The organism is Stenotrophomonas sp. 05L413, assembly GCF_056397945.1.
In genome coordinates this window covers 391,644-409,984 of record NZ_JBFTOL010000003.1, presented here as the reverse complement: position 1 = coordinate 409,984, position 18,341 = coordinate 391,644, and the positions used below count along the sequence as shown (strand labels likewise).

At 62.5% G+C, this 18,341-nt stretch carries 37 protein-coding genes, 1 tRNA gene and 1 pseudogene; 10 read left to right on the top strand and 29 right to left on the bottom strand.

The window, feature by feature from the left end; genetic code table 11:
- Positions 1-263 precede the first annotated feature (263 nt).
- The gene (locus AC1DIQ_RS08765; RefSeq protein WP_088433206.1) at positions 264-512 is read left to right on the top strand and encodes a hypothetical protein; all 249 of its coding nucleotides are present in this window, start codon (positions 264-266) and stop codon (positions 510-512) included.
- Positions 513-567: 55 nt separating this feature from the next.
- Here AC1DIQ_RS08765 and AC1DIQ_RS08760 read toward each other — a convergent pair whose 3' ends face one another.
- On the bottom strand, positions 568-1,557 hold the full coding sequence (locus tag AC1DIQ_RS08760) for a 4Fe-4S dicluster domain-containing protein (RefSeq protein ID WP_478049909.1): 990 nt from the start codon (positions 1,555-1,557) through the stop codon (positions 568-570).
- A gap of 107 nt (positions 1,558-1,664) precedes the next feature.
- Positions 1,665-1,958: a hypothetical protein gene (locus AC1DIQ_RS08755; RefSeq protein ID WP_121041710.1), complete on the bottom strand. Its 294-nt coding sequence runs from the start codon at positions 1,956-1,958 to the stop codon at positions 1,665-1,667.
- Positions 1,959-2,146: 188 nt separating this feature from the next.
- Here AC1DIQ_RS08755 and AC1DIQ_RS08750 point away from each other — a divergent pair, with 188 nt between their 5' ends.
- From AC1DIQ_RS08750 to AC1DIQ_RS08740, 3 genes are all read left to right on the top strand, one after another.
- Positions 2,147-2,584, top strand: coding sequence for a group III truncated hemoglobin (locus AC1DIQ_RS08750; RefSeq protein ID WP_121041712.1), 438 nt, complete (start codon positions 2,147-2,149; stop codon positions 2,582-2,584).
- 44 nt (positions 2,585-2,628) lie between these two features.
- Positions 2,629-4,038 (top strand): oxygen-independent coproporphyrinogen III oxidase, encoded by a 1,410-nt coding sequence (gene hemN, locus AC1DIQ_RS08745; protein WP_152151488.1) that lies wholly within the window; start codon positions 2,629-2,631, stop codon positions 4,036-4,038.
- A gap of 64 nt (positions 4,039-4,102) precedes the next feature.
- Positions 4,103-4,189: transfer RNA gene (locus AC1DIQ_RS08740), tRNA-Leu, on the top strand.
- Positions 4,190-4,255: 66 nt separating this feature from the next.
- Here AC1DIQ_RS08740 and AC1DIQ_RS08735 read toward each other — a convergent pair.
- From AC1DIQ_RS08735 to AC1DIQ_RS08605, 27 genes and pseudogenes are all read right to left on the bottom strand, one after another.
- Positions 4,256-5,185, bottom strand: coding sequence for a tyrosine-type recombinase/integrase (locus AC1DIQ_RS08735; protein WP_478049872.1), 930 nt, complete (start codon positions 5,183-5,185; stop codon positions 4,256-4,258).
- Positions 5,186-5,208: 23 nt separating this feature from the next.
- Positions 5,209-5,352 (bottom strand): annotated as a pseudogene (locus AC1DIQ_RS08730) (helix-turn-helix domain-containing protein); the annotation flags it as partial.
- Between the two features lie 7 nt (positions 5,353-5,359).
- Positions 5,360-5,584, bottom strand: coding sequence for a hypothetical protein (locus AC1DIQ_RS08725; protein ID WP_478049871.1), 225 nt, complete (start codon positions 5,582-5,584; stop codon positions 5,360-5,362).
- Positions 5,581-6,015, bottom strand: a complete 435-nt coding sequence (locus AC1DIQ_RS08720) for a phosphohydrolase (RefSeq protein ID WP_478049870.1) — start codon at positions 6,013-6,015, stop codon at positions 5,581-5,583. Before AC1DIQ_RS08720 ends, AC1DIQ_RS08725 begins: the two co-directional genes overlap by 4 nt.
- Positions 6,015-6,311 (bottom strand): hypothetical protein, encoded by a 297-nt coding sequence (locus AC1DIQ_RS08715; RefSeq protein WP_478049869.1) that lies wholly within the window; start codon positions 6,309-6,311, stop codon positions 6,015-6,017. The genes AC1DIQ_RS08720 and AC1DIQ_RS08715 overlap by 1 nt, the downstream gene beginning before the upstream one ends.
- Entirely contained in the window at positions 6,311-6,583 is a 273-nt protein-coding gene (locus AC1DIQ_RS08710) for a hypothetical protein (RefSeq protein WP_478049868.1), read from the bottom strand. Before AC1DIQ_RS08710 ends, AC1DIQ_RS08715 begins: the two co-directional genes overlap by 1 nt.
- Positions 6,583-6,828, bottom strand: coding sequence for a hypothetical protein (locus AC1DIQ_RS08705; RefSeq protein WP_478049867.1), 246 nt, complete (start codon positions 6,826-6,828; stop codon positions 6,583-6,585). The genes AC1DIQ_RS08710 and AC1DIQ_RS08705 overlap by 1 nt, the downstream gene beginning before the upstream one ends.
- Before the next feature lie 52 nt (positions 6,829-6,880).
- Positions 6,881-7,099 carry a hypothetical protein gene (locus AC1DIQ_RS08700; protein ID WP_478049866.1) on the bottom strand — a complete coding sequence of 73 codons (219 nt, stop codon included), beginning with the start codon at positions 7,097-7,099 and terminating at the stop codon, positions 6,881-6,883.
- Entirely contained in the window at positions 7,092-7,268 is a 177-nt protein-coding gene (locus tag AC1DIQ_RS08695) for a hypothetical protein (protein ID WP_478049865.1), read from the bottom strand. Before AC1DIQ_RS08695 ends, AC1DIQ_RS08700 begins: the two co-directional genes overlap by 8 nt.
- Positions 7,261-7,446 (bottom strand): hypothetical protein, encoded by a 186-nt coding sequence (locus AC1DIQ_RS08690; protein ID WP_478049864.1) that lies wholly within the window; start codon positions 7,444-7,446, stop codon positions 7,261-7,263. Before AC1DIQ_RS08690 ends, AC1DIQ_RS08695 begins: the two co-directional genes overlap by 8 nt.
- The gene (locus AC1DIQ_RS08685) at positions 7,439-7,648 is read right to left on the bottom strand and encodes a hypothetical protein (protein ID WP_478049863.1); all 210 of its coding nucleotides are present in this window, start codon (positions 7,646-7,648) and stop codon (positions 7,439-7,441) included. The genes AC1DIQ_RS08690 and AC1DIQ_RS08685 overlap by 8 nt, the downstream gene beginning before the upstream one ends.
- Entirely contained in the window at positions 7,645-8,775 is a 1,131-nt protein-coding gene (locus AC1DIQ_RS08680) for a hypothetical protein (protein ID WP_478049862.1), read from the bottom strand. Before AC1DIQ_RS08680 ends, AC1DIQ_RS08685 begins: the two co-directional genes overlap by 4 nt.
- On the bottom strand, positions 8,768-9,079 hold the full coding sequence (locus AC1DIQ_RS08675) for a hypothetical protein (protein ID WP_478049861.1): 312 nt from the start codon (positions 9,077-9,079) through the stop codon (positions 8,768-8,770). Before AC1DIQ_RS08675 ends, AC1DIQ_RS08680 begins: the two co-directional genes overlap by 8 nt.
- A 9-nt stretch (positions 9,080-9,088) precedes the next feature.
- Positions 9,089-9,373 (bottom strand): hypothetical protein, encoded by a 285-nt coding sequence (locus AC1DIQ_RS08670; protein WP_478049860.1) that lies wholly within the window; start codon positions 9,371-9,373, stop codon positions 9,089-9,091.
- A complete protein-coding gene (locus AC1DIQ_RS08665; RefSeq protein WP_478049859.1) occupies positions 9,373-10,002 on the bottom strand; it encodes a lambda exonuclease family protein in 630 nt (209 codons plus the stop codon). The genes AC1DIQ_RS08670 and AC1DIQ_RS08665 overlap by 1 nt, the downstream gene beginning before the upstream one ends.
- Complete coding sequence (locus AC1DIQ_RS08660) at positions 9,989-10,513, bottom strand: hypothetical protein (RefSeq protein WP_478049858.1); 525 nt, start codon at positions 10,511-10,513, stop codon at positions 9,989-9,991. Before AC1DIQ_RS08660 ends, AC1DIQ_RS08665 begins: the two co-directional genes overlap by 14 nt.
- 152 nt (positions 10,514-10,665) lie before the next feature.
- Positions 10,666-10,893, bottom strand: coding sequence for a hypothetical protein (locus AC1DIQ_RS08655; protein WP_478049857.1), 228 nt, complete (start codon positions 10,891-10,893; stop codon positions 10,666-10,668).
- Between the two features lie 103 nt (positions 10,894-10,996).
- A complete protein-coding gene (locus AC1DIQ_RS08650; protein ID WP_478049856.1) occupies positions 10,997-11,548 on the bottom strand; it encodes a hypothetical protein in 552 nt (183 codons plus the stop codon).
- Positions 11,532-11,714: a hypothetical protein gene (locus tag AC1DIQ_RS08645; protein ID WP_478049855.1), complete on the bottom strand. Its 183-nt coding sequence runs from the start codon at positions 11,712-11,714 to the stop codon at positions 11,532-11,534. Before AC1DIQ_RS08645 ends, AC1DIQ_RS08650 begins: the two co-directional genes overlap by 17 nt.
- Positions 11,711-11,827, bottom strand: coding sequence for a DUF551 domain-containing protein (locus AC1DIQ_RS08640; RefSeq protein WP_478049908.1), 117 nt, complete (start codon positions 11,825-11,827; stop codon positions 11,711-11,713). The genes AC1DIQ_RS08645 and AC1DIQ_RS08640 overlap by 4 nt, the downstream gene beginning before the upstream one ends.
- A 238-nt stretch (positions 11,828-12,065) precedes the next feature.
- On the bottom strand, positions 12,066-12,260 hold the full coding sequence (locus AC1DIQ_RS08635) for a hypothetical protein (protein ID WP_478049854.1): 195 nt from the start codon (positions 12,258-12,260) through the stop codon (positions 12,066-12,068).
- Positions 12,257-12,616, bottom strand: coding sequence for a hypothetical protein (locus tag AC1DIQ_RS08630; protein ID WP_478049853.1), 360 nt, complete (start codon positions 12,614-12,616; stop codon positions 12,257-12,259). The genes AC1DIQ_RS08635 and AC1DIQ_RS08630 overlap by 4 nt, the downstream gene beginning before the upstream one ends.
- Entirely contained in the window at positions 12,613-12,972 is a 360-nt protein-coding gene (locus AC1DIQ_RS08625; RefSeq protein ID WP_478049852.1) for a hypothetical protein, read from the bottom strand. Before AC1DIQ_RS08625 ends, AC1DIQ_RS08630 begins: the two co-directional genes overlap by 4 nt.
- Position 12,973: 1 nt before the next feature.
- Positions 12,974-13,885, bottom strand: a complete 912-nt coding sequence (locus AC1DIQ_RS08620; RefSeq protein WP_478049851.1) for a DUF7666 domain-containing protein — start codon at positions 13,883-13,885, stop codon at positions 12,974-12,976.
- 146 nt (positions 13,886-14,031) lie between these two features.
- Positions 14,032-14,469 (bottom strand): hypothetical protein, encoded by a 438-nt coding sequence (locus AC1DIQ_RS08615; protein WP_478049850.1) that lies wholly within the window; start codon positions 14,467-14,469, stop codon positions 14,032-14,034.
- Positions 14,470-14,484: 15 nt separating this feature from the next.
- Positions 14,485-14,718: a hypothetical protein gene (locus AC1DIQ_RS08610; RefSeq protein ID WP_478049849.1), complete on the bottom strand. Its 234-nt coding sequence runs from the start codon at positions 14,716-14,718 to the stop codon at positions 14,485-14,487.
- Positions 14,719-14,788: 70 nt separating this feature from the next.
- Entirely contained in the window at positions 14,789-15,268 is a 480-nt protein-coding gene (locus AC1DIQ_RS08605) for a helix-turn-helix domain-containing protein (protein ID WP_478049848.1), read from the bottom strand.
- A 71-nt stretch (positions 15,269-15,339) separates the two neighbouring features.
- On the opposite strand from AC1DIQ_RS08605, the gene AC1DIQ_RS08600 reads away from it, so the two are divergent.
- The 6 genes from AC1DIQ_RS08600 to AC1DIQ_RS08575 all read left to right on the top strand — a co-directional run bounded on the left by AC1DIQ_RS08600 (position 15,340) and on the right by AC1DIQ_RS08575 (position 18,338).
- A complete protein-coding gene (locus AC1DIQ_RS08600) occupies positions 15,340-15,537 on the top strand; it encodes a helix-turn-helix domain-containing protein (protein ID WP_478049847.1) in 198 nt (65 codons plus the stop codon).
- Positions 15,538-15,618: 81 nt separating this feature from the next.
- On the top strand, positions 15,619-15,993 hold the full coding sequence (locus AC1DIQ_RS08595; RefSeq protein WP_478049846.1) for a hypothetical protein: 375 nt from the start codon (positions 15,619-15,621) through the stop codon (positions 15,991-15,993).
- Positions 15,993-16,190, top strand: a complete 198-nt coding sequence (locus AC1DIQ_RS08590; protein WP_478049845.1) for a TraR/DksA C4-type zinc finger protein — start codon at positions 15,993-15,995, stop codon at positions 16,188-16,190. The genes AC1DIQ_RS08595 and AC1DIQ_RS08590 overlap by 1 nt, the downstream gene beginning before the upstream one ends.
- The gene (locus AC1DIQ_RS08585; protein ID WP_478049844.1) at positions 16,190-16,372 is read left to right on the top strand and encodes a hypothetical protein; all 183 of its coding nucleotides are present in this window, start codon (positions 16,190-16,192) and stop codon (positions 16,370-16,372) included. The genes AC1DIQ_RS08590 and AC1DIQ_RS08585 overlap by 1 nt, the downstream gene beginning before the upstream one ends.
- A 2-nt stretch (positions 16,373-16,374) precedes the next feature.
- Entirely contained in the window at positions 16,375-17,067 is a 693-nt protein-coding gene (locus AC1DIQ_RS08580; protein ID WP_478049843.1) for a hypothetical protein, read from the top strand.
- Entirely contained in the window at positions 17,067-18,338 is a 1,272-nt protein-coding gene (locus AC1DIQ_RS08575) for a replicative DNA helicase (protein WP_478049842.1), read from the top strand. Before AC1DIQ_RS08580 ends, AC1DIQ_RS08575 begins: the two co-directional genes overlap by 1 nt.
- The last annotated feature ends 3 nt before the right edge of the window (positions 18,339-18,341 follow it).

Below are 18,341 nucleotides of genomic sequence, written 5' to 3'. Positions count from 1 at the left end.
GCCCCTGTGCAGCTTCCCGGGGAGTGGCGGCCAAGCGCGGATTATCGGGCGCGCCGCCCTGACATATTGCTGTCAGTATCCGGCCTGCATGATGCAGGCACGGGTTCGGACGTTGTATGAACGGTTCATCGGGGGCGTGGCTTTTATCCTTCGGGTAATTGACTTAATGCGATGACCGTGCAAATTTTAGGTGAACCCGAAGTGAATCCGCCCCCTGAGGGGGTTTTGTCGTCCCTGAAGCAAGCAAGTCCCACGGAGGTCGTATGGAATACGGCGAACATGACTTGGCTGACGGAGTGCGAACCGAGCTGGAAGCCAGCTACGTGAAACATGGCTGCGGCCCGGAATTCTGGTCCACCTACCAGCGCGTGCTCGAGCGCCTGGTCCCACCCGCGCAGGGCACCGCGCGAACCCGTGTCACCAATGAGCTGGCGTTGATCATTGAGCAGTTGGGGATCGTGCGGCGCGCCCAGTTGGTGCCGCCGCGCAGCGTACGCCCACGCGCGCGCTGAAACCGGGTCGGGGGACCGGGGAAACGATACGGGGACAACCGCCAACGCGGCGCCACTACAGGTGATGAAGACCGATGGCCAGCAGCGCCAACAGCGTGCCGGCCGCGGCGAGCGTGCGCGGGCGGACCCAGCGTGACGGGCGGTGCTGCACGGCCGATGGACGCGCATAACGAAGCAATCCCGGTGGGAACTGCCAGGCACGCATGCGCGCATCGCAGGCATCCTGGCAGTCGCCACAACTGATGCAATCAGCGTTCGGCCCGGCGCGTACGTCCAGCGCCATCGGGCAGACGCTGACGCAGTCCCCGCAGTCCAGACAATCGCCGAGTCGATCGGCGCTGAAGTGCGGCATCGGGCCGGCGATATCCTCGTGCGCGGCGCGGAACGCATAGTCGCTGGCGCTGGTGGGATCAAGCAGTCCGCGGCCCCGCGCCTGGACACCGCCCAGCCCTGCCACGCGCGGGCCGCGCGGTTCGCCGCGGCGTGCGTGGTACTGCATGCGCGGCGTGTCGTTGTCGCAGAACATGCCGTGGATGCGCGCATACGGACACAGCTCGCGGCAGACGTGTTCGCGCAGGAAGCCGGCATTGCCCCAGGTGGCTGCGGCATAGAAGACGATCCAGAACGTTTCCCAGCCACTCCAGACCGGTGGCCACGGCGTACCGACCAGGCCGTGGATCGGGCTGAAAAAGCCCACGAAGGTGATGCCCGTCCACGCGGCTACCAACAGCCATAGCAGATGCTTGACCGCACGCGCTGCGCCTGTGGCCGGCAGCCAGCGCGCGGTGCCTTGATCCATCCACCGGAACAACCGGCTCCACACGGTCTGCGGACAGCCGTAGCCGCACCACACCCGGCCGGCCAGGTTGGTGAGCAGTACCAGTGCGGTGGCCAGCACGGCGGCCAGGCCCAGCAGGATGCCGACGTCGTGCGGCCAGAGGGTCCAGCCGAACAGATCGAAGCGGCGCGCGGTGAGGTCGAACAACAGCGCCTGGCGACCCTCCCAGCGCAGCCACGGCAGGAGATAGAAGCCGGCCAGCAGCATCGCCGGGAGCAGTGGCCGCCAGCGCAGCGGCGCGCGCCGGCCCGGGGCGGGCGGCGGGGGCGAGGGCGAGGGATCAACCAGATGCAGGGTGAGGCGGTCTGTCATGGTCACCCCAGTGGCAGGTCGTCATCGTCGCTGGGCATCGGCCGCAGCAGGTACCAGGTGATCGCGCTGGCGGCGGCGGTGACCGCCCAGAACATGAAGAACCCCAGCGTGTAGCCCAACTCGCGGCTGATCTCGTGTTGCGGGAAACTGATGTCGCGCAGGCGCAGCGGGTCGACAAAGGCGAAGAACACCACGCTGGCCAGGCCAGCCGCGACGAAGCTGGGCCACAGGATGGCGCCCCATTGCTGGATCAGCCGTCGGCGGCTGCCGTCGGGCGGGTCGTGCAGGTCGTTCATTGCGGCCACGGTCAGGAGGAGGGGGCAGGGCACGGCTATACTTCGCGCCGACCGGGGGCCGGGATCGCGAGTGCGCGCTTCCTGTCGAGCTCCCAGACTAGAAGGCTTCGCCGCCGGCTTCATTGATCCTGATCAAGGCAGCGGCAGGCCCTGCCGCCGATGCTGGGCGTTGCTGCCCGAGGGTGTTCATGTCCGATCCCACCGACAACGCGCTGCCCAATCCCGCGCTGGACCTGTGCAGCGAAGAGGAGGTCACCGGCCTGGTGCATGACTTCTACGCGCGCGTGCGCGAGGAGCCGCGCCTGGGCCCGGTGTTCACGGCGCGGATCCACGACTGGGATGCGCATCTGGCGCAGCTGGTCGATTTCTGGTCGGCGATGCTGCGCGGCACGCGGCGCTTCAAAGGGGCGCCGATGCCCAAGCACATGGCCATGGATGAGCTGGATCGCGATCTGTTCGACCGCTGGCTGGCCCTGTTCCGGCAGACCACCGCCGAATGTGGCAATCCACCGATGCAGCGGCTGGCCGATGATGTCGCCGAGCGGATCGCCGATACCTTCTGGCGTCGCTTCCAGATGCTGCGCTGGCCGAGCCTGCCGATGGCGGGCCGCCCGGGCGTGAATTGATCTGACGCAATGCGTGCGCACCCGTGCATGCGCAAGCTGGCGGCATGGATACCTTCTCGCCTGCCGCCGCCGGGCTCGCCTGGCACTTCGATCCCGAGCTGCTGCGTCGCCACGACCGGCCGGGCCCGCGCTACACCTCCTATCCCACCGCCCCGCATTTCCATGACGGCTACGGTGAGCTGGCCCTGCGCGAGGCCATCGTGAACAGCAACCGCCGGGGCCGCGCGCTGTCGCTGTACGTGCATGTGCCGTACTGCAGCAGCCCGTGCTTCTACTGCGGCTGCAACCGGGTCATCACCCGCGATCACAGCAAAGGCGTCAGCTACGTGGCCCGCGTGCTGAGCGAGGCGGACCTGATGGCACCGCAGTTCGATCCGGCGCGCGAAGTGATCCAGCTGCACCTCGGCGGTGGCACGCCCAACTTCCTGGCGCCGGCACAGATGCGCGAGTTGATCGATGGGCTGCGCCAGCGGTTCAACTTCAGCACGGCGGCCGCGCGCGACTTCTCCATCGAGCTCGACCCGCGCTTTGTCACACGCGCCGATATCGCGGTGCTCGCCGAGCTGGGCTTCAACCGCGCCAGCCTCGGCGTGCAGGATTTCGATCCGGACGTGCAGAAGGCCATCAACCGCGAGCAGGGCGTGGAGGACACGCTGGATATCCTTCGTGCCTGCCGCGAGCATGGGTTGCGCTCGGTCAATGTGGATCTGATCTACGGCCTGCCGAAGCAGACACTCGCCGGTTTCGCGCAGACGCTGGAAACCGTGCTGCGCGAGCGACCGGATCGCCTGGCGGTGTATGGGTACGCGCACCTGCCGCACCTGTTCCGTGCGCAGCGCCAGATCGCCGATGCGGATCTGCCCAGCCCCGAGCAGAAGCTGGCCTTGCTGGGCCTGGCGGTGCAGCGCCTCTCGGAGGCGGGCTATCAGTACATCGGCATGGATCATTTCGCGTTGCCGGAGGAAGACCTGTCGCGGGCACAACGGGCGGGGCAACTGCACCGCAACTTCATGGGCTATACCACGCACGCCGATACCGATCTGGTGGGCCTGGGGGCCAGCGCGATCAGCCACATCGGCGAGACCTACAGCCAGAACCCGCGTGAACTGCCAGCCTGGGAAGCGGCGGTCGATGCAGGGCGGTTGCCGGTCTGGCGCGGCCTGACCCTGGACCAGGACGATGTGCTGCGCGCGGAAGTGATCGGCCAGTTGATGTGCCAGGGAGAAGTGGACGGGGCTGCCGTGGCGGCACGGCACGGCGTGGACTTCGAGACGTATTTCGCCGAGGGATTGCGCGCGCTGGCGGCACTGCAGGCGGACGGCCTGGCCGATTACGCGCAGGGCGTGGTGCGCGCGAGCGAGCGCGGGCGCCCACTGCTGCGGCTGCTGGCGATGTGTTTCGACCGCTATCTGATGCAGGCGGACCAGCCCGTGCGGTATTCCCGCGCGATCTGAGCGGGCCCGCAGCGGCGCGTGCATTCCAAAACCGGGCGCGATCAGGCACCCTATGCGCGCCGTTGCCCGGGTGGCGAAACTGGTAGACGCATCGGACTTAAAATCCGCCGGGGGCAACCCCATGCCGGTTCGATTCCGGCCCCGGGCACCAAGGCTTTCAGTGGGTTATCCACAACCGATCAAGAAATGGCCTGTGCAGTTTTTGTGCAGTGAATGCTCAGGCCAGCTTTTGGATCGCATCGGCCAAATGGCCCGGCGCGAGGTGAGCATATCGCCTCGTCATCGCCAGCGAACTGTGCCCCAGCACCTCCGAAACCGTGTGCAGCGATACCCCGGCCTGGACGAGCCAGGAGGCGCACGTGTGCCTGAGGTCATGCCAGCGCACGTCCTGCAGCCCGCAGACCTCCCGCGCCGCCGCCCACGACGACCTGATCTGATCCTCTGAGATCGGCAGGGGGAGCCGCTGAGCGATCCCCAGCACCTTCGGGTGCAGCGGGACAAGCTGCAGCGAACTCGTCTTGCTCGTCCGGTCCAGCCGGATGAAGCCCTCCTTGACCTCGTGATGGGTCAGGCGCAGCAGATGCCCACGGCGAATGCCCGTGTAGGCCGCCAGACGCACGTAGTCGCCCGCCAATGGATTCGGGCAAGCCCTCGCCAGTGCCTCGACCTGCTCGGTCGTCAGGAACGTCTCGCGCGGCTTCTCAGGCAACAGCGCAATCGCCGCTGGCCTTTCCAACCAACCCCACTCCCGCCACGCCATCCGCGTGATCTGCCTCAGAATCCGGCCCTTGTGGTTCACCGTGGCCGGTGCCTTGCCGATTTCCGCAGCCTTGATCTCCGCCCACACCTTCGCCGTATCCGTCAGCTTCCTGCCTCGGATATAGGGCATCAGCGCCTTCACATGCGAGTTGGTCTTTGCCTCAGACCGCAAGCGGGGCAGATGCTCCACCTGGAACTTGTCGATGGCATCAGCTATTGATCGCTCGGGTTGACGACCAGCCGAAGCGGCGTTGAACGACGCGAGCCACTTCTTTTCGAAGGCTTTGGCCTCAGCGTACGACCAGCTGCGAGACGTCTTTCGATACGTTCTTCCGCCGTGTCCAACTGTAACTTGATAGCTTCCGTTGGGACGCTTGGTGATTGGCATGCCTGCAACCTGCATTTGGCCCACCAGACGGACAGGTCTGCGGGGTGGATTCGATCTGACTTCGCGCCCTGACCAAGGCGGCAGGCAGCTAGGCTACCCGCATCGATGGCCCGGCGGAGGGTCTTTGTGGAGCAGGCGCACTTTTCAGCCGCCTGCGCCAGGGTCATTAGTTGCTCAGCCGCCGACATCGGGGGCCTCCTGGTGGTGAATTACCTTTACCTCAATGCTGGCTTGCTTTCGGGGTGGGAAGGCAAGGGCGGCCGCGTAGAATGCGAGTGCCATGCCGTCGGCGAATAGCTCGGCCACGCTGCCGGGGCCAATGTTGTTGCCGAAGTAGCTGGTCTCCATAGCCCACCACAGCAGGCCAAGAGCGACGATAGGCCAGTTCACTCGGTTCACGGCGTCACCTCCTCACCAGTGAGTGCCTGGAGAGCCTTGGCGTACTTCCGGCGCAGTCGTGCAGCCGTCTTCTCATCCAGCAGCGAAAGCCGCTCTTCGGAGGAGTTGTCGGCGATGTCTGCCAGCTTTACGCGGAGCGCGAGCGGGTCGTTGCGGATCAGCGCGTAATACACCTCATCGGATGAATCCCCTCGTGTAAGTTCATTTACCGCGAAATTCACTCTCTGATGGAAGTGTCTAACTTCCTTGACAAACTCGATAGCGCAATCTTCAAGCACGTCATGCAGCCATGCGACCGCCTCGGCCTCCGGGTCATCGGAGACGGCAGCAGCCACCCGTGCGACATGCTCGATGTACGGGCGGCCAGCCTTGTCCACCTGACCCGAATGGGCGCGATTGGCGAGATCACGTGCCTTGGATACGATGTCCATCACTTCACCTCCGGGCGAGCGGCGTCTAGTTGCTCAATGAGCTCAGCCGCGAGATTCTCGGCGTTGTTGCGGCTCATGCCATGGAAGCCAGTCACGAACTCGCGCATTGAATCGAAGACCTTCCCCTCAACCAGCATGTAGCCCTCGGGAGGGGTGAGGGCTACGATGATCTGGGGGAGGATTTCGCACGCTGCATCATTTGCCGACCGAGCATCACACCAGTGGCCTGCCTCGTTTCGCTTGGCCTTCTGCAACCTGGCCAGCAGCTCCCGAGCCCTCTTCTCGATGTCATTCATTACTTGCCCTCCCCAGTGAGTTCGGCGCGGGCACGAGCGTAGTGATCGAGAGCGACCGCATGGATGACTAGAGCCTCCACAAGTGCGGCGATTTCATCAGCCTCATCCGGGGCCATCTGGCGGTCGTCACAAGTTAGGCAGTTATTGCAACTGCAACCCGTTGCGCGCCACGCTCCGGCGTAGTCCTGCAGGCGGTTCTTTGCTCGAAGGGCAGTGTGCATCAACTGACTCTTCCCCGCCGTAGTGCTGGTGTCGATCTGTTCGAGTTTCATCACTCACTCTCCTTCGGCGGCGGGGGTAGGGGCTTTGCAACCCAGGTGGTGAACTTTTCATTCAGCCACCAGAGCCAGCGGGCGCTCTGCCATTTCCATTTGAGCCAATCCGTGGCATCGGCGGCTTTCAGGATCGCCACCTCAATGAGGAAGAGCGGGACAAGAAGCAGGAAAGCGGCAGCGCCGCGAAGTAGCCACCCCTTGTTACCCCATAGCCTGGCGCGCCAATCCTTCTTTAGTTTCATGATTTCTTATCCCTCGGTGCGCTATCAATCGGCATCCACTCGGCGTGGCTGTTCATACGTCCTCCCGCAGCCTGGTGCGCAGGTCACGCGGCGGCTTGACGGTGGATAGGGTGTTGGGCTGGTCCGCGTGGCGCTTCACCTCATCGCCGATTACATGGTCATCCGTGGCCCAGCAGTAACAGGGCAGTGATCCGCACGATCCCCGGTAGACGTGATGTGTGGAATGCTCTTGGAAGATGCGTTCCCGGGCCTGCTGTTCGATATCAGCCATTGGGCTTCTCCTTCGCGACGGCGATCATGTGCGTGGAGCCCATGACCTGGAGGTTCTTGACGTAGCGGTTGCCCGCGCAGATCACGACGTAGTCGTTGGTGATGGTCTTTTCCTGCAGCACCTCGCCGGTGGCCGGGTCGGTGACGGTGACCTTTATGGAGTCAGCCATTGGTCGGCTCCTTCTCGGGTCCGAAGAACTCCGCCAAGCCCAGGTAGATGGCCTGCCCCTGTTCGTGAGTCATTTCGATGGAGAGGCCGCAGACGGTCAGCTGCAGGTCGAATACTACGATGTTGACGATGGAGGGCGCGCCTTCCTCGCCGGTGATATCGATGTGGACTTCAGCCATTGCCCAGCTCCTTCTGCAGTTGCTTAAGCAGGCGGCACAACTCCGGCACACTGGCCGGATCGATGACGATGTGGCGTCCCTCCTGCTCCAGGACGACCATGTCGCCGTTGTCCACTGAGGCAGCGATTGCCGCCTCGGTGATTCCGTCGTCATTCGTCTTCTGGAAGAGGACGTGCGCGTTATTGAAGAGACGGGAGATCATTGGCCCACCCCCGGCGCTGCATCGCGCTGGCCGTCGAGGGCATCCCAGATTTGCTCGCGCGCACTATCCAAGCCGCAGCCGCACGTCTGGAATTCGGCGTTGTTGTAGCTGTCGCTGTCACCGCAGCTTTCGTGGTGATCGGCGAATTCCAGCAGCGACTCCACTGCTGCGTGAACCTGCCCCAGGTCGATGCCCTGCTCGGGCGGCTCGACGTATCCGCTGTGCAGATTGGCGTCGTACTCCATGATGTCCGGCTCTTCGGCCAGTTCACCGATCAGATAGCGCAGGCGGTCGGCCTCGTAGCGAACACGATCCGGGTATTCTGAGCGTTCGATTTGCATGGACCCTTCGCGGAAAATATCACCGCCCTTGCGGTACAGCATCGCGGTCCAGTTCTGCCTGCCGTTCGACTCCAGCATAGGCCCGCACCACACGGCCAACTGCGCCCCCGGCTGGCGGGCGGCGAGGGCTGCTTCTTGCGCGCGTCGCTCCATGCCCCACGCATTGATGATGCCTCGGGAGAATTCGAGAAGTTCCTCGCAACTGAAGCACCAGCCGCTGAAGGGGCCGCCATCTTCCAGCATCTCGCCGTGCTCGCCTGCCTCGCCTTCAACCATGCGCGTGAAGTCGTCTTCGCTCATGGTGATGCGCGCATCCCCCTGCACCTCGCCAACCTGTTGCTTGCCAGTTGCGGCTTGCACCGCAGCCAGAACTGCGATGCGGTACGCGGCAGTCTCCGGGACGCGAAGCGCTGGCGTGAGGCACTCGTTGAAATCCGCCAGCGCATCCCCCTGCTGCTTGCCAGTTGCGGCGAGGGCGGATCGGATGCACTTTAGGAGGCCGATGCCCACGCCTATATCGTCCTCGTAACCCATGGCCCTGGCGGTTTTCAGTCGTTCGTCCACGTCGGCCAGCAACGAATCCACCCCCTGCTTCTCGCCCAACTCTCCGGAATTTCCGGATGGTTCGGCCAGCTCTGCGGGCTGCGGGTGGAGGTAGAGTTTCGCCTCGCCATCCAGCGCCTGGAGCTGTTCAAGGCCGCCGGACAGGAGGTTGCATTCCAGTACCCCGTACTGGCTAATGCCAGCAGCTACCGCAACCGCCTCGCTGATCTTGGTGTCAGACATTTGTGCTCTCCAATTCCTCATCAATGACTTTCTCAATTTCGTCGCTGATGGTTGTTTCCCAAATACAATTCAGCCGCAGCCACCGATGCCGCTCAGAATCCTTCCTCAGCCCCTCAACCTCGGCGCGACTCGCAGCAAGTGAGGAACGTAGGAACTCGTTTTCAGTGTCTACGTTGTACGCAAGTCGTTTCAACTCCCCCACCACCCGCTCGTGGTCGGTGAAGAGGATGTACTTGCCGTTTGCTCGCGGATTGACGCCCGGACCCGCATCCCACCGCGCCACAGCCTTGGTATCAGTAGTCATGGCCGGTCCTCAGAAGGGGAGATCGTCGTCGTTGAACTCGCTGGCCGGAGCCTGCTGGGCCTGCTCTTGCGGGGCGCGTCCGGTGCCTCGCGTGGAGTCATTGGACTGCGCGTCCTTGGGCTTGACCGACATGCTGAAGAACTTGCCCTTGTTACCTTCCTTGATCCAGGCCGACAGCCAGAACTCCTTGCCATCCACGTTGATCGAACCGGTGTAGTCCGGATGCGTGTCCTTCTCTTTGCGGTCGTTCTTGAACAGCACGCCACGGTTGGTGTTGTCGTAGTTCTGGCTCATTACGCTGCACTCCGTTCATGAATTTGATTGACCTTGACCTGCACCAGCTCAAGGAATTGGTTGCGACGTTCTGCGAGCTGCGACAACTCTTCCTGCACGTCGTCGCGGTAGGTCCGGTAGACGACCAACTGGCTCCACTCGGGGTAGTCCGAGCAATAGCTGACAAAATCGACCCAGTCCCGTCCCGAGCAATCCAAGTGACCGACGATCTGCCACTTGTAGGCCGGATCGGCCGAACCACGCTTTATCGTGGCCTCGTGGGTGCTGGCGATGACCGATTTGACCTCGATCACTCCGTCGCCCTCGACCAGCCCGTCCGGTGAGTCGCCGTAGTCACCGCAGTCAAAGAACCCGCCGTTAGCGATGTCCACAAACTGCTGTTCCTCGTACAGCATCCGTGCCATCGGCTCCTGTTCGTGGCCGCGCTCCATGTCGTCATTCTTAAAGCTGTATTCGGCTTTGCGGCCGGTCACGATCTCCAGCGCGATCTGCAGCGCGTACCGCTGAGCTGGTTCGCCGAACGCCTTGCCGTAGTTCGCCATGAACTTGCTGAAGCTGGATGCGGTGGCTTTGCCGATCCGCAGCTCTTCCCACTCGGGGCTGTTCTGCTGGACGTCAATCCACTTCATTCGTGGCCTCCTGCTTAGGCGCGCACTCGGCCTTCAGCTGGGCAATGTGTTCGTCGGTCATGTCGAACCGGGACAGCACCTTGTCCAGATTCCCATCACGCTGATAGGCATTCTTGGCGTTGGCCCACGTGGATGCGTTGTCCGGCGTCAGGGGGCGGCGTTCTGCTGCTGCACGCAGGCGCAGACCCTCTACCGTGTCCCGGCCGAACTTGACGTTCGCGTCCACGTAGACCGTCACTCGCTTCCCGGCCCAATCCTCGATGAAGGGCGTGCCGGTCAGGCGGTCCATCATCTTGGAGTTGGTCGCGTTGAGGATCATCGGCTTCAGATTCTCGCCGGGCCGAATCTCACGCTCCTGGAAGTAGGCCGTGTTGAACACGTCCTTGGTCTTCTTGGTCTTATCCGTCTCCTGCGTGACGCGGGCAATGGTCAGGACCACGGGGTCCACAATGTCCGCCGCGCTCAGGTAGGGCGAGTCGAAGACTTTGCGGTAGTGGGTCATGTCAGTCATGACTGCGGAATCTCCTGCCGGGAATCATCCCGGCGTGTTGAATGGGGTGGAGGGGCCGGTGCTGATCTCCGGCGTGGACTCATGTCGATTTCAGAGGCTCGTGGGTCCGTGACGCTCTCGTAGCGCATCAGCCTGCGCATTCCCTCCGTAGATCAGCCCTTCTCAGTGGTAAAGGGCGGTTGTGTCATGGCCTTGCGCGAGCGGTACTGGCGCAGGGCGTGGGTGATCTCGTCGCGGGTCACGGAGCCGGCTGCGATGAAGAATCCGAGCGCCGTGACGGTGATCGCGTAGGCCTCGCTGCGGTAGCTGATCCAGGCTGCGAAGGCGAACACGCCCAGCACAACGCCGCACATCAGGGTGGGGATTAGGTGGCGAACCATGCGTATGCCTCCATTCCAAGCTTCACCAACAACCCGATTAGGAAGAAGATAGCCACGCCGATACACCAGTTGCCGAGGAGGTCATCTTTCTGTTGCTGATCCATCAGGCTTCTCCCTTCGCTTTGGCAATAGCGGCGCGGGCACGCTCAACGGCCTTCTGCGGGGCATCGGTGTGGAAGTGAGCTTCGCCCGGGATCCAGCCGATCAGTTCGCTCAAGCAATCGATCAACTGTCCCTGAATCGGCTTGTTTGCGACAGCGAGTTGAGTCGCCAAACGTTCGCACTCGGCTTCGCAGAACGGCAGGTCGCGATGAATTCCGTACTCCTCCCGCTGCCACATGAAGGGGAGCGTCGGATAATCCCGGCGCATCCTCTCCAGATAGGCGATGCCAGGTGCATCCCCGGAGTGACCGCAGTCATATCCGAACCACCACAGACCATCACTCGCTACCGGGTAGTCATCCGTCCCGGCCGCGTACGTGATTCCGCCATGAACCTCGATGTCTTCCTCAATGCTGTCGTAATCGACACCGTGCAGCGGGTGCCCCGAAGGCACGCCTACATAGCCACAGCGATGACGACCATCGTCGATCAACAGGACGCATGCAGTCAGTCCCGCTTTGGTTTGCCATGTGCGTTCAACTTGATGCGTCATCACAATCTCCTTGTGCGCAGACCCCGTTCACTGCTTCGTCGGCGTCTACCGGGTCGATGGGCTTGGCATCCCGGACCGTCTTTGCTGCTGCAGTCCATGCAGTGCTGAGCGGATCAGGCCTCGGGATGTCGGCGAAGAGGCGGTCGAGTTCGGTGTTGACGTTCACAGGGCCTCCGGTGGATCGGGCAGCGGCGTCCAGTGGGTTGGGCCATCTATGTAGGGCCAAAACTCATCCGAATTCGCTACATAGAATTTCCGGTATCCGGAATTTCGATTCACATGAGCCACGTCACACGGCTTACGGTCATTACCGTCCTTTGATTCCGAAACCCAATGTCCGCCAAAGACAAGGAATGACCCTTTCGTAGGCGCTGTATCAATTGGTTGCCAGTCAGTCACCACACAACTCCTTGCATCAAGAGGGAAGCCACTGCGCCGAGCGCCATGAAGGTCAGGCCGAACGCGCACCAGAGAGATAGGTCAATCAGGGCTTCACGGCGGGGGTTTAGTTCGGTGTTCATGCGGCCCCCAGCGGTTCGTCACGGAACTGGCGGCGCAGCTTCTGTGCCGCAGCCACCACGGCCAGACCTCGATCACCCTGGCGCTGTGCGGCGATCAACTGCCGGAACAGCGGTGCCGGATTCAGGCCGGTAGCCCGCACGCTGTCGCGCACCGACTGGAACTCGCGAATGTCGTAGATCACTGCGTTCATGGCTGTTCTCCTTTGACGCGGTCGAGGGCGGATGCGCGCATTCGCTCAATCTCAGCCATGTCGGGGCTAATGTTGCTGGGCGTCGGGAACCGATAAACGATCTTCTTCCCGTGCGGGTTGGATTCGCCTTGGGGGAAATTGATCCCCAGGTACGCATCCTTGTAGAAGCTGTCGGTAACCGTGAAAGAGAAGCTCTCGGCGAATGCGATCAACTCGGCGACTGCGGCGCGGGCTTCGAGCAGGTCATCTTCTTCATCCAGTTGGGCACCGCTCCATGCCTCTCCAACCGGGATCGAATCATTTAGGCGTTTGATCGCGGCATCGATAACCGACAGCACATCGATAGAAGTAGTCACGCCGCGCTCCTCTGCTCGAACTTCTCGATGTCGGCGGCGATCTCCATCCGGTTGCGCTCTTCGGTCGCGGCGTCCTCGGCGTATTCGCGGAGGATCGGGGTGATCTGCTGTTTGATCTGCCATTGAAGCTGCCAAAAAGCCGTTCGGCTCTCGGAAGGGCTGAGGAAGAACGCCGTCAGATTCGTAACCAGCGACCCCTCATCAGCAAGGAAGAAGTCGGCCATAGCCTCCTCAACCTTCTTCACGTCGGCCGCGTACTCAACCTCAAGCTCAGCAGCACGCTCGGCGATCCACTCGGCGCGCTCTTCGTCGGCGATGTCTTCCGGCTCCAGCCAACGGTCGTGTGCGGTAGTCATGTCAAACCTCCTGCGGCTTGCCGCCGCGCAGCGTGTACCACGTGTCTGCCTTGATTCCGTCCTGGCCTACGATCCCAGCCCATACCGCAACGATCTTTCGGTCGCTATCGCGCTCGGCCAGGAAGAGGGCGCAGCCGTCCTTACCCATCGCTTTCCCGTTTCGGCCCGAGGCAGTGGCAGCGCCGTAGTCGCCCGAGGCAGTGGCAGCGCCGCAGTAGCCCGAGGCAGTGGCAGCGCCGTAGTAGCCCGAGGCAGTGGCAGCGCCGTAGTAGCCCGAGGCAGTGGCAGCGCCGTAGTCGCCCGAGGCAGTGGCAGCGCCGTAGTCGCCCGAGGCAGTGGCAGCGCCGTAGTCGCCCGAGGCAGTGGCAGCGCCGCAGTAGCCCGAGGCAGTGGCAGCGCCGTAGTCGCCCGAGGCAGTGGCAGCGCCGCAGTAGCCCGAGGCAGTGGCAGCGCCGTAGTAGCCCGAGGCAGTGGCAGCGCCGTAGTCGCCCGAGGCAGTGGCAGCGCCGGAGTCGCCCGAGGCAGTGGCCAACCCATTCGCCTTGGTGGAAACCGGACCCTCAGGCTTTGCCCGCGAGGTGCGGTACTCAATGGCTGCTTTGATCAGGCCCGGCAGGCCGATGGACGCCTTGATCGTGATCCGGCTACTAGCAACCTTCGAGTCATCCTCGTGGCGCGAAATCTGGCCGGACTGCTCGGTTTCAGCGAATACCGATGTGGCGGGCTTGTAGTAGCGCAGCACGTGCAGAGGGTCTTCGCAGGCATGGAACCCGGAGCTGCAGGCCTCAACGCTGCCCTCGTGCTCGTAGGTCTTGCCGACTTCGTACTGGAAGCCCCGGCAGGTCATGTCCTTCTCGAAGCCCTTCCAGGTGTGGACGACTTCCTGTTCCGGGTTCTGCTTCTTGGCTGCCATGTCCGATCTCCATGCCTCGACCCGGTAGTGGGTGTGTGCTGAGGCGATGGGTGTAGTAAACCATCCTTTACCTATACGGTCAACAATAATTTACCAAGCGGCCAATAAAAATCCTGAACGGTCAGAAATCCGTTCAGGATTTGGGCTTAGTTGCTATTACAAGTGGTGGTGCCGCCAAACGTGTTGCAGGTCGTAGTCCTAGGGAAGTTGGCCCGACGCTGGGCATCCTGCTGCGCCTGATATATCAGCCATGCCTGTCCGGCTCCGCGAATGCGGGCATCTCGGTCTGCCTTCCGCTGCTGTTCCGTCGCGGCGTCCTGCGCAACCTGGGCCTGTTGCGCCTGAAGGAATTGCAATCTGGCCTCAGCAATCTTGAGGTACGTTTCGGAGGGCGCGCAGTCTTCGCCGCGTTGCTCAAGGATCGGACGAACAGCATCCTTCGTCGCCTGATCTCCACGGATCATTCCAACAGCCATGGCGATGCATAGCTCATCGTTAGGCTGGCTACTGAGGTCCTGAGCCAATGCCGTACAGGCCAATAGCAGCAGAGAGCTGGCTACGGCAAAACGCATACCATTACGCATGACGCACTCTCCTTGTCAGTCAAAGTTGGAAACCAGTAGCCCCGCATCCTCGAATGCGATTCCCTCGCGAATGCAGTCCTCGGCTCTTTCGAGGTTCCGGTGCAGGGCGATCAGGCGCTCATCGTCTAGCTGCTCAATTCCGGCCAAGCCGAAGCAGGCCTGATCTATAAGCATCTGCATGGCCTTCCCCCTGCGCCAGCGGATATGGCGAATCATCCTGCAGTGGGATTCTCTTGCGATGGCATCCATGCCGTGCGGCTTCTCTGGCACTACAAAGAGGGTAGGGGTTGACGCCCTCCCGCCGCGAAGCTCAAGCGTCCTAGCCGCCAGGCGCTGCGCTAACTCCTCGAATCGATTGCTCATCCTTCTCTCCCCTTACTCGCCTTGCCAATACCTTGGTGAGATCGAGGACGTTCCCCGGCTCCACAGGCTTTCCGAACTCGTCCGCAACCATGTAGGCGGTCTCTAAGAGCGCCGGATCGCTGATCCATTCGGGCGGGTCGCCCACCAGCTCTAGATAGTGACTAAGTACGTTGACCGCTGACCCCATCATCTCGAAGTCCGGTCGCGAAACCTGAGACGCTCCCTGCTGCTCAGGTCCTTTTCCTGTAATCAGCCATTCCAAGCTTACGCCGTAATGTTTTGCCCATCTGAACAGGGTTAGGCCGCCCGGCTCCTTGGTGAGCCCCTTCTCAATCTGAGACATGGACTGCTTCGTGGTCCCGCCAATGGCCCCCGCCTGCTCCAAGGTCAGCCCTCGGGCGGTACGCAAGTCCTTCAATCGTTCGCCAATGCTCATGTCAACAATTCTTGACGAAAGACGGTAAATAGTGGTTGACAGACCGGGGTAAACAATGATTTACTCTGTCCATGAGCATGAACCTGACCAAGCGAGACGTAATGGCCGCCCTGGGGTTCGAGCAGGACACCCAGCTCGCTGCCTACTTCGACGTGACCAAGCAGGCGGTCGGCCGCTGGGCTGAAGACCTGCCGATTCCGGAGGTTCGCCAGTACCAACTGCGGGACCGTCGGCCGGACCTGTTCGTGGTCAGTGATCGTGCTGCCTAAGTAATCCATCTCTCTCGGGTCGTTCCATCTTGGGGCGGCCTCTTTTTTACCCCCGACCACCTTGTTAAGGCCTGTTTAGCCATGAAAGGACTCGAAATTCAACGTCAGATGCCAATGCTGGCGGGCCTCTCGGCCCCGAAGCTGGCCGACGAGAAAACGATCCGCCTGTGTGAGGGCGAAGAGGACGCGATCTCTGTAGCGATTGCCCTCAGCGGTCTGACCCAGGCAGAGATCGCCCAGCGGATGGGGATAACGGGTGCCTACTTGACCCTGATGAAACAGGGCCAGCGCTACATGAACTCCCGCCGCGCCGCTCAGTTCGCCGACGCGACCGGCTGGGACGTTCTCCGTCAGTACCGGGCCGTGCAGATGGCAATGCGCATGGCGATGGGGACTCCTCGCGAGTCTGACCGGATTTCACATATCGCTTCATTCACTGTCAGGAGAGCGGCGTGATGGCCGATGAAATTGATCTTGCGTGCGAGCGCGAACAGCTCGCCCGAGAGGTGGCTCTTAAGGCCCACCAGAACCGTCACCGCAGCCCCGTGCCGCTCTGCGAAGAGTGCGACGACCAGCGGTGCCACGTAACAGCCATCGGCACCGTGTGGCGCTTCTGCGCCGACTGCGCCGAACAGCGCCTGCGGAGCCAGTAATGAAGACCATCGCCACGGCCATGGAAGGCCTGAACCTTCCGGGGATCGAGCAGCTGCTGAACATGCCGCCGCACGATGCCGAGTCCCTGGCGATCTTTAACACCCAGCGTGCGGCTGAGATCGCCCGCGCTGAGCGACGCCGGATGCCGACGCCGCAGTTGCCTCTTGGGGAGGGCGTGTAACCATGGCTCGCATTCGGACTATCAAGCCTGAATTTTTCACCAGTGAGGACATCTGCAATCTGTCCCCCTTGGCCCGGCTGTTGTACATCGCACTGTGGTGCGAGGCGGACCGGGAAGGGCGTCTCAGCTGGAAGCCGAAGACCTTCAAGCTGCGGTACTTCCCCGCAGACGATTGTGACATTGACGCGTTGGCACGCGAGATCGTCGCGTCGGGACTCGTCATTCCGTACGGCGAATCACTGGCCTACATCCCCCAGTTTGCCAAACATCAGCACATCAACCCCCGTGAAACCCCCTCCTCACTCCCCGAGCCGCACGCGTCGGGACGCGTCAGTGACGCGTCCCTACCTGTCAGTGACGCACAGGGAGGAAGGGAAGGGAAAGGAAGGAGTAATAGGAACGACGCGTCAGGTGACACGTCGCCTCCTGATGCGATCTTGTTCCATGGGATTCCTGCTGAGGTGGTGGGCGACTTCAAGGAACTGCGCAAGCGAAAGAAGGCTCCGATCACCGCAACCGCTATCGCCGGGATCAAGCGGGAGGCAGATCGGGCTGGGTTGAGCTTGGAAAGCGCACTGCGGACGTGCTGCGAGCGCGGCTGGACTGGATTCAACGCAGACTGGGTGGCTGACGGTCGCGGCGGCGCAGTGGCCGGGAAGCAGCAATCCCCTGGCGGCGGCCGGAGGGAGCTGTGATGGCCGACATCGCTCCGAACTTTGCGGAAGAGGCTGTATTGGGCGGCCTGCTGCTGGCGAACGATCGGTACTACGACGTCGCGACGGTCCTCAGCGCTGACCAGTTCACCAGCGCCGCCCGCAGCCGCCTTTTCTCGCTGATCCGCGACCGAGTGCTGGCGGGTGAGCCTGCTGACGCGGTGACCATCGGCGAGCTGGACGCGGAGTTGTTCTCCTACGCCATCGACTTGGCGCAGAACACCCCGGGGGCTTCGCAGGTCACGGCCTATGCCGGGATCGTGCGGGGCAACTGGCAACGACGCATGGCGGCCAACATCGGCGCGACGCTGGTGTCCTCAGCTCGGGCTGGTGATCCGGACGCCGTGAACACCGCGCTATCCGAGCTGCTGTCACTCAACTCCACGGTCACCGAGTGCGAGTACACCGGCAAGCAGGCATTGCAGCAGGCTTGGCGGGCAGTTGAGGCGGCCCATGCGAACGGAGGCAAGCTCCCGGGTATTACCACCGGCCTAAGCGACCTGAATGACATTCTGGGCGGCTTCCACAACTCAGACCTCACAGTGGTAGGGGGTCGACCTGCGATGGGCAAGACGGCGTTCCTGGGCGGTCTGACGGAGGCTGCGGCAAATGACAATCGCCGCCCCGGTGTGATCAGTGCCGAACAGCCTGCTGTCCAGATGGCACTACGCCGCCTGTCGATGATTTCGAGCGTACCGGCATCCGCGCTGCGCTCCGGTCAGTTCCAGGATGAGGACTGGGCAAAGCTGCAGAGCGGCATGACCACCGCGCTGGGCCGCGACATGTGGATTTACGACCGGTCGGCCGTGACGCTCGATGAGCTGATCGGCATCGCCCGGAAGTGGAAGCACACCCACGACATCGGGATTCTGTTCATCGACTACGCCCAGCGCATCAAGGTGCCGGGTTGCCGTGACCGGATTCAGGAGGTTTCGGAAGTTGCGATGGGCATGAAGAACCTGGCCCGCGACCTAAACATCCCGGTCGTCGCGCTGGCTCAGGTCAAGGCGGCGGTTGAAACCCGTCCCGACAAGCGTCCCAACGCTGGCGATCTCGCCAACAGCGACGAGCTCACCCGCGAGGCCGATCAAATCCTGATGCTCTACCGGGATGAGGTCTACAACCTCGAATCCCAGCACAAGGGCATCGCCGAGATACTGATTGAGAAGAATCGACACGGGCCGACCGGCTTCAAGAAGGTCGCCTTCCTGCAGGAAACGATGCGCTTTGCCGACCTGGGTAGGGACTTCTGATGC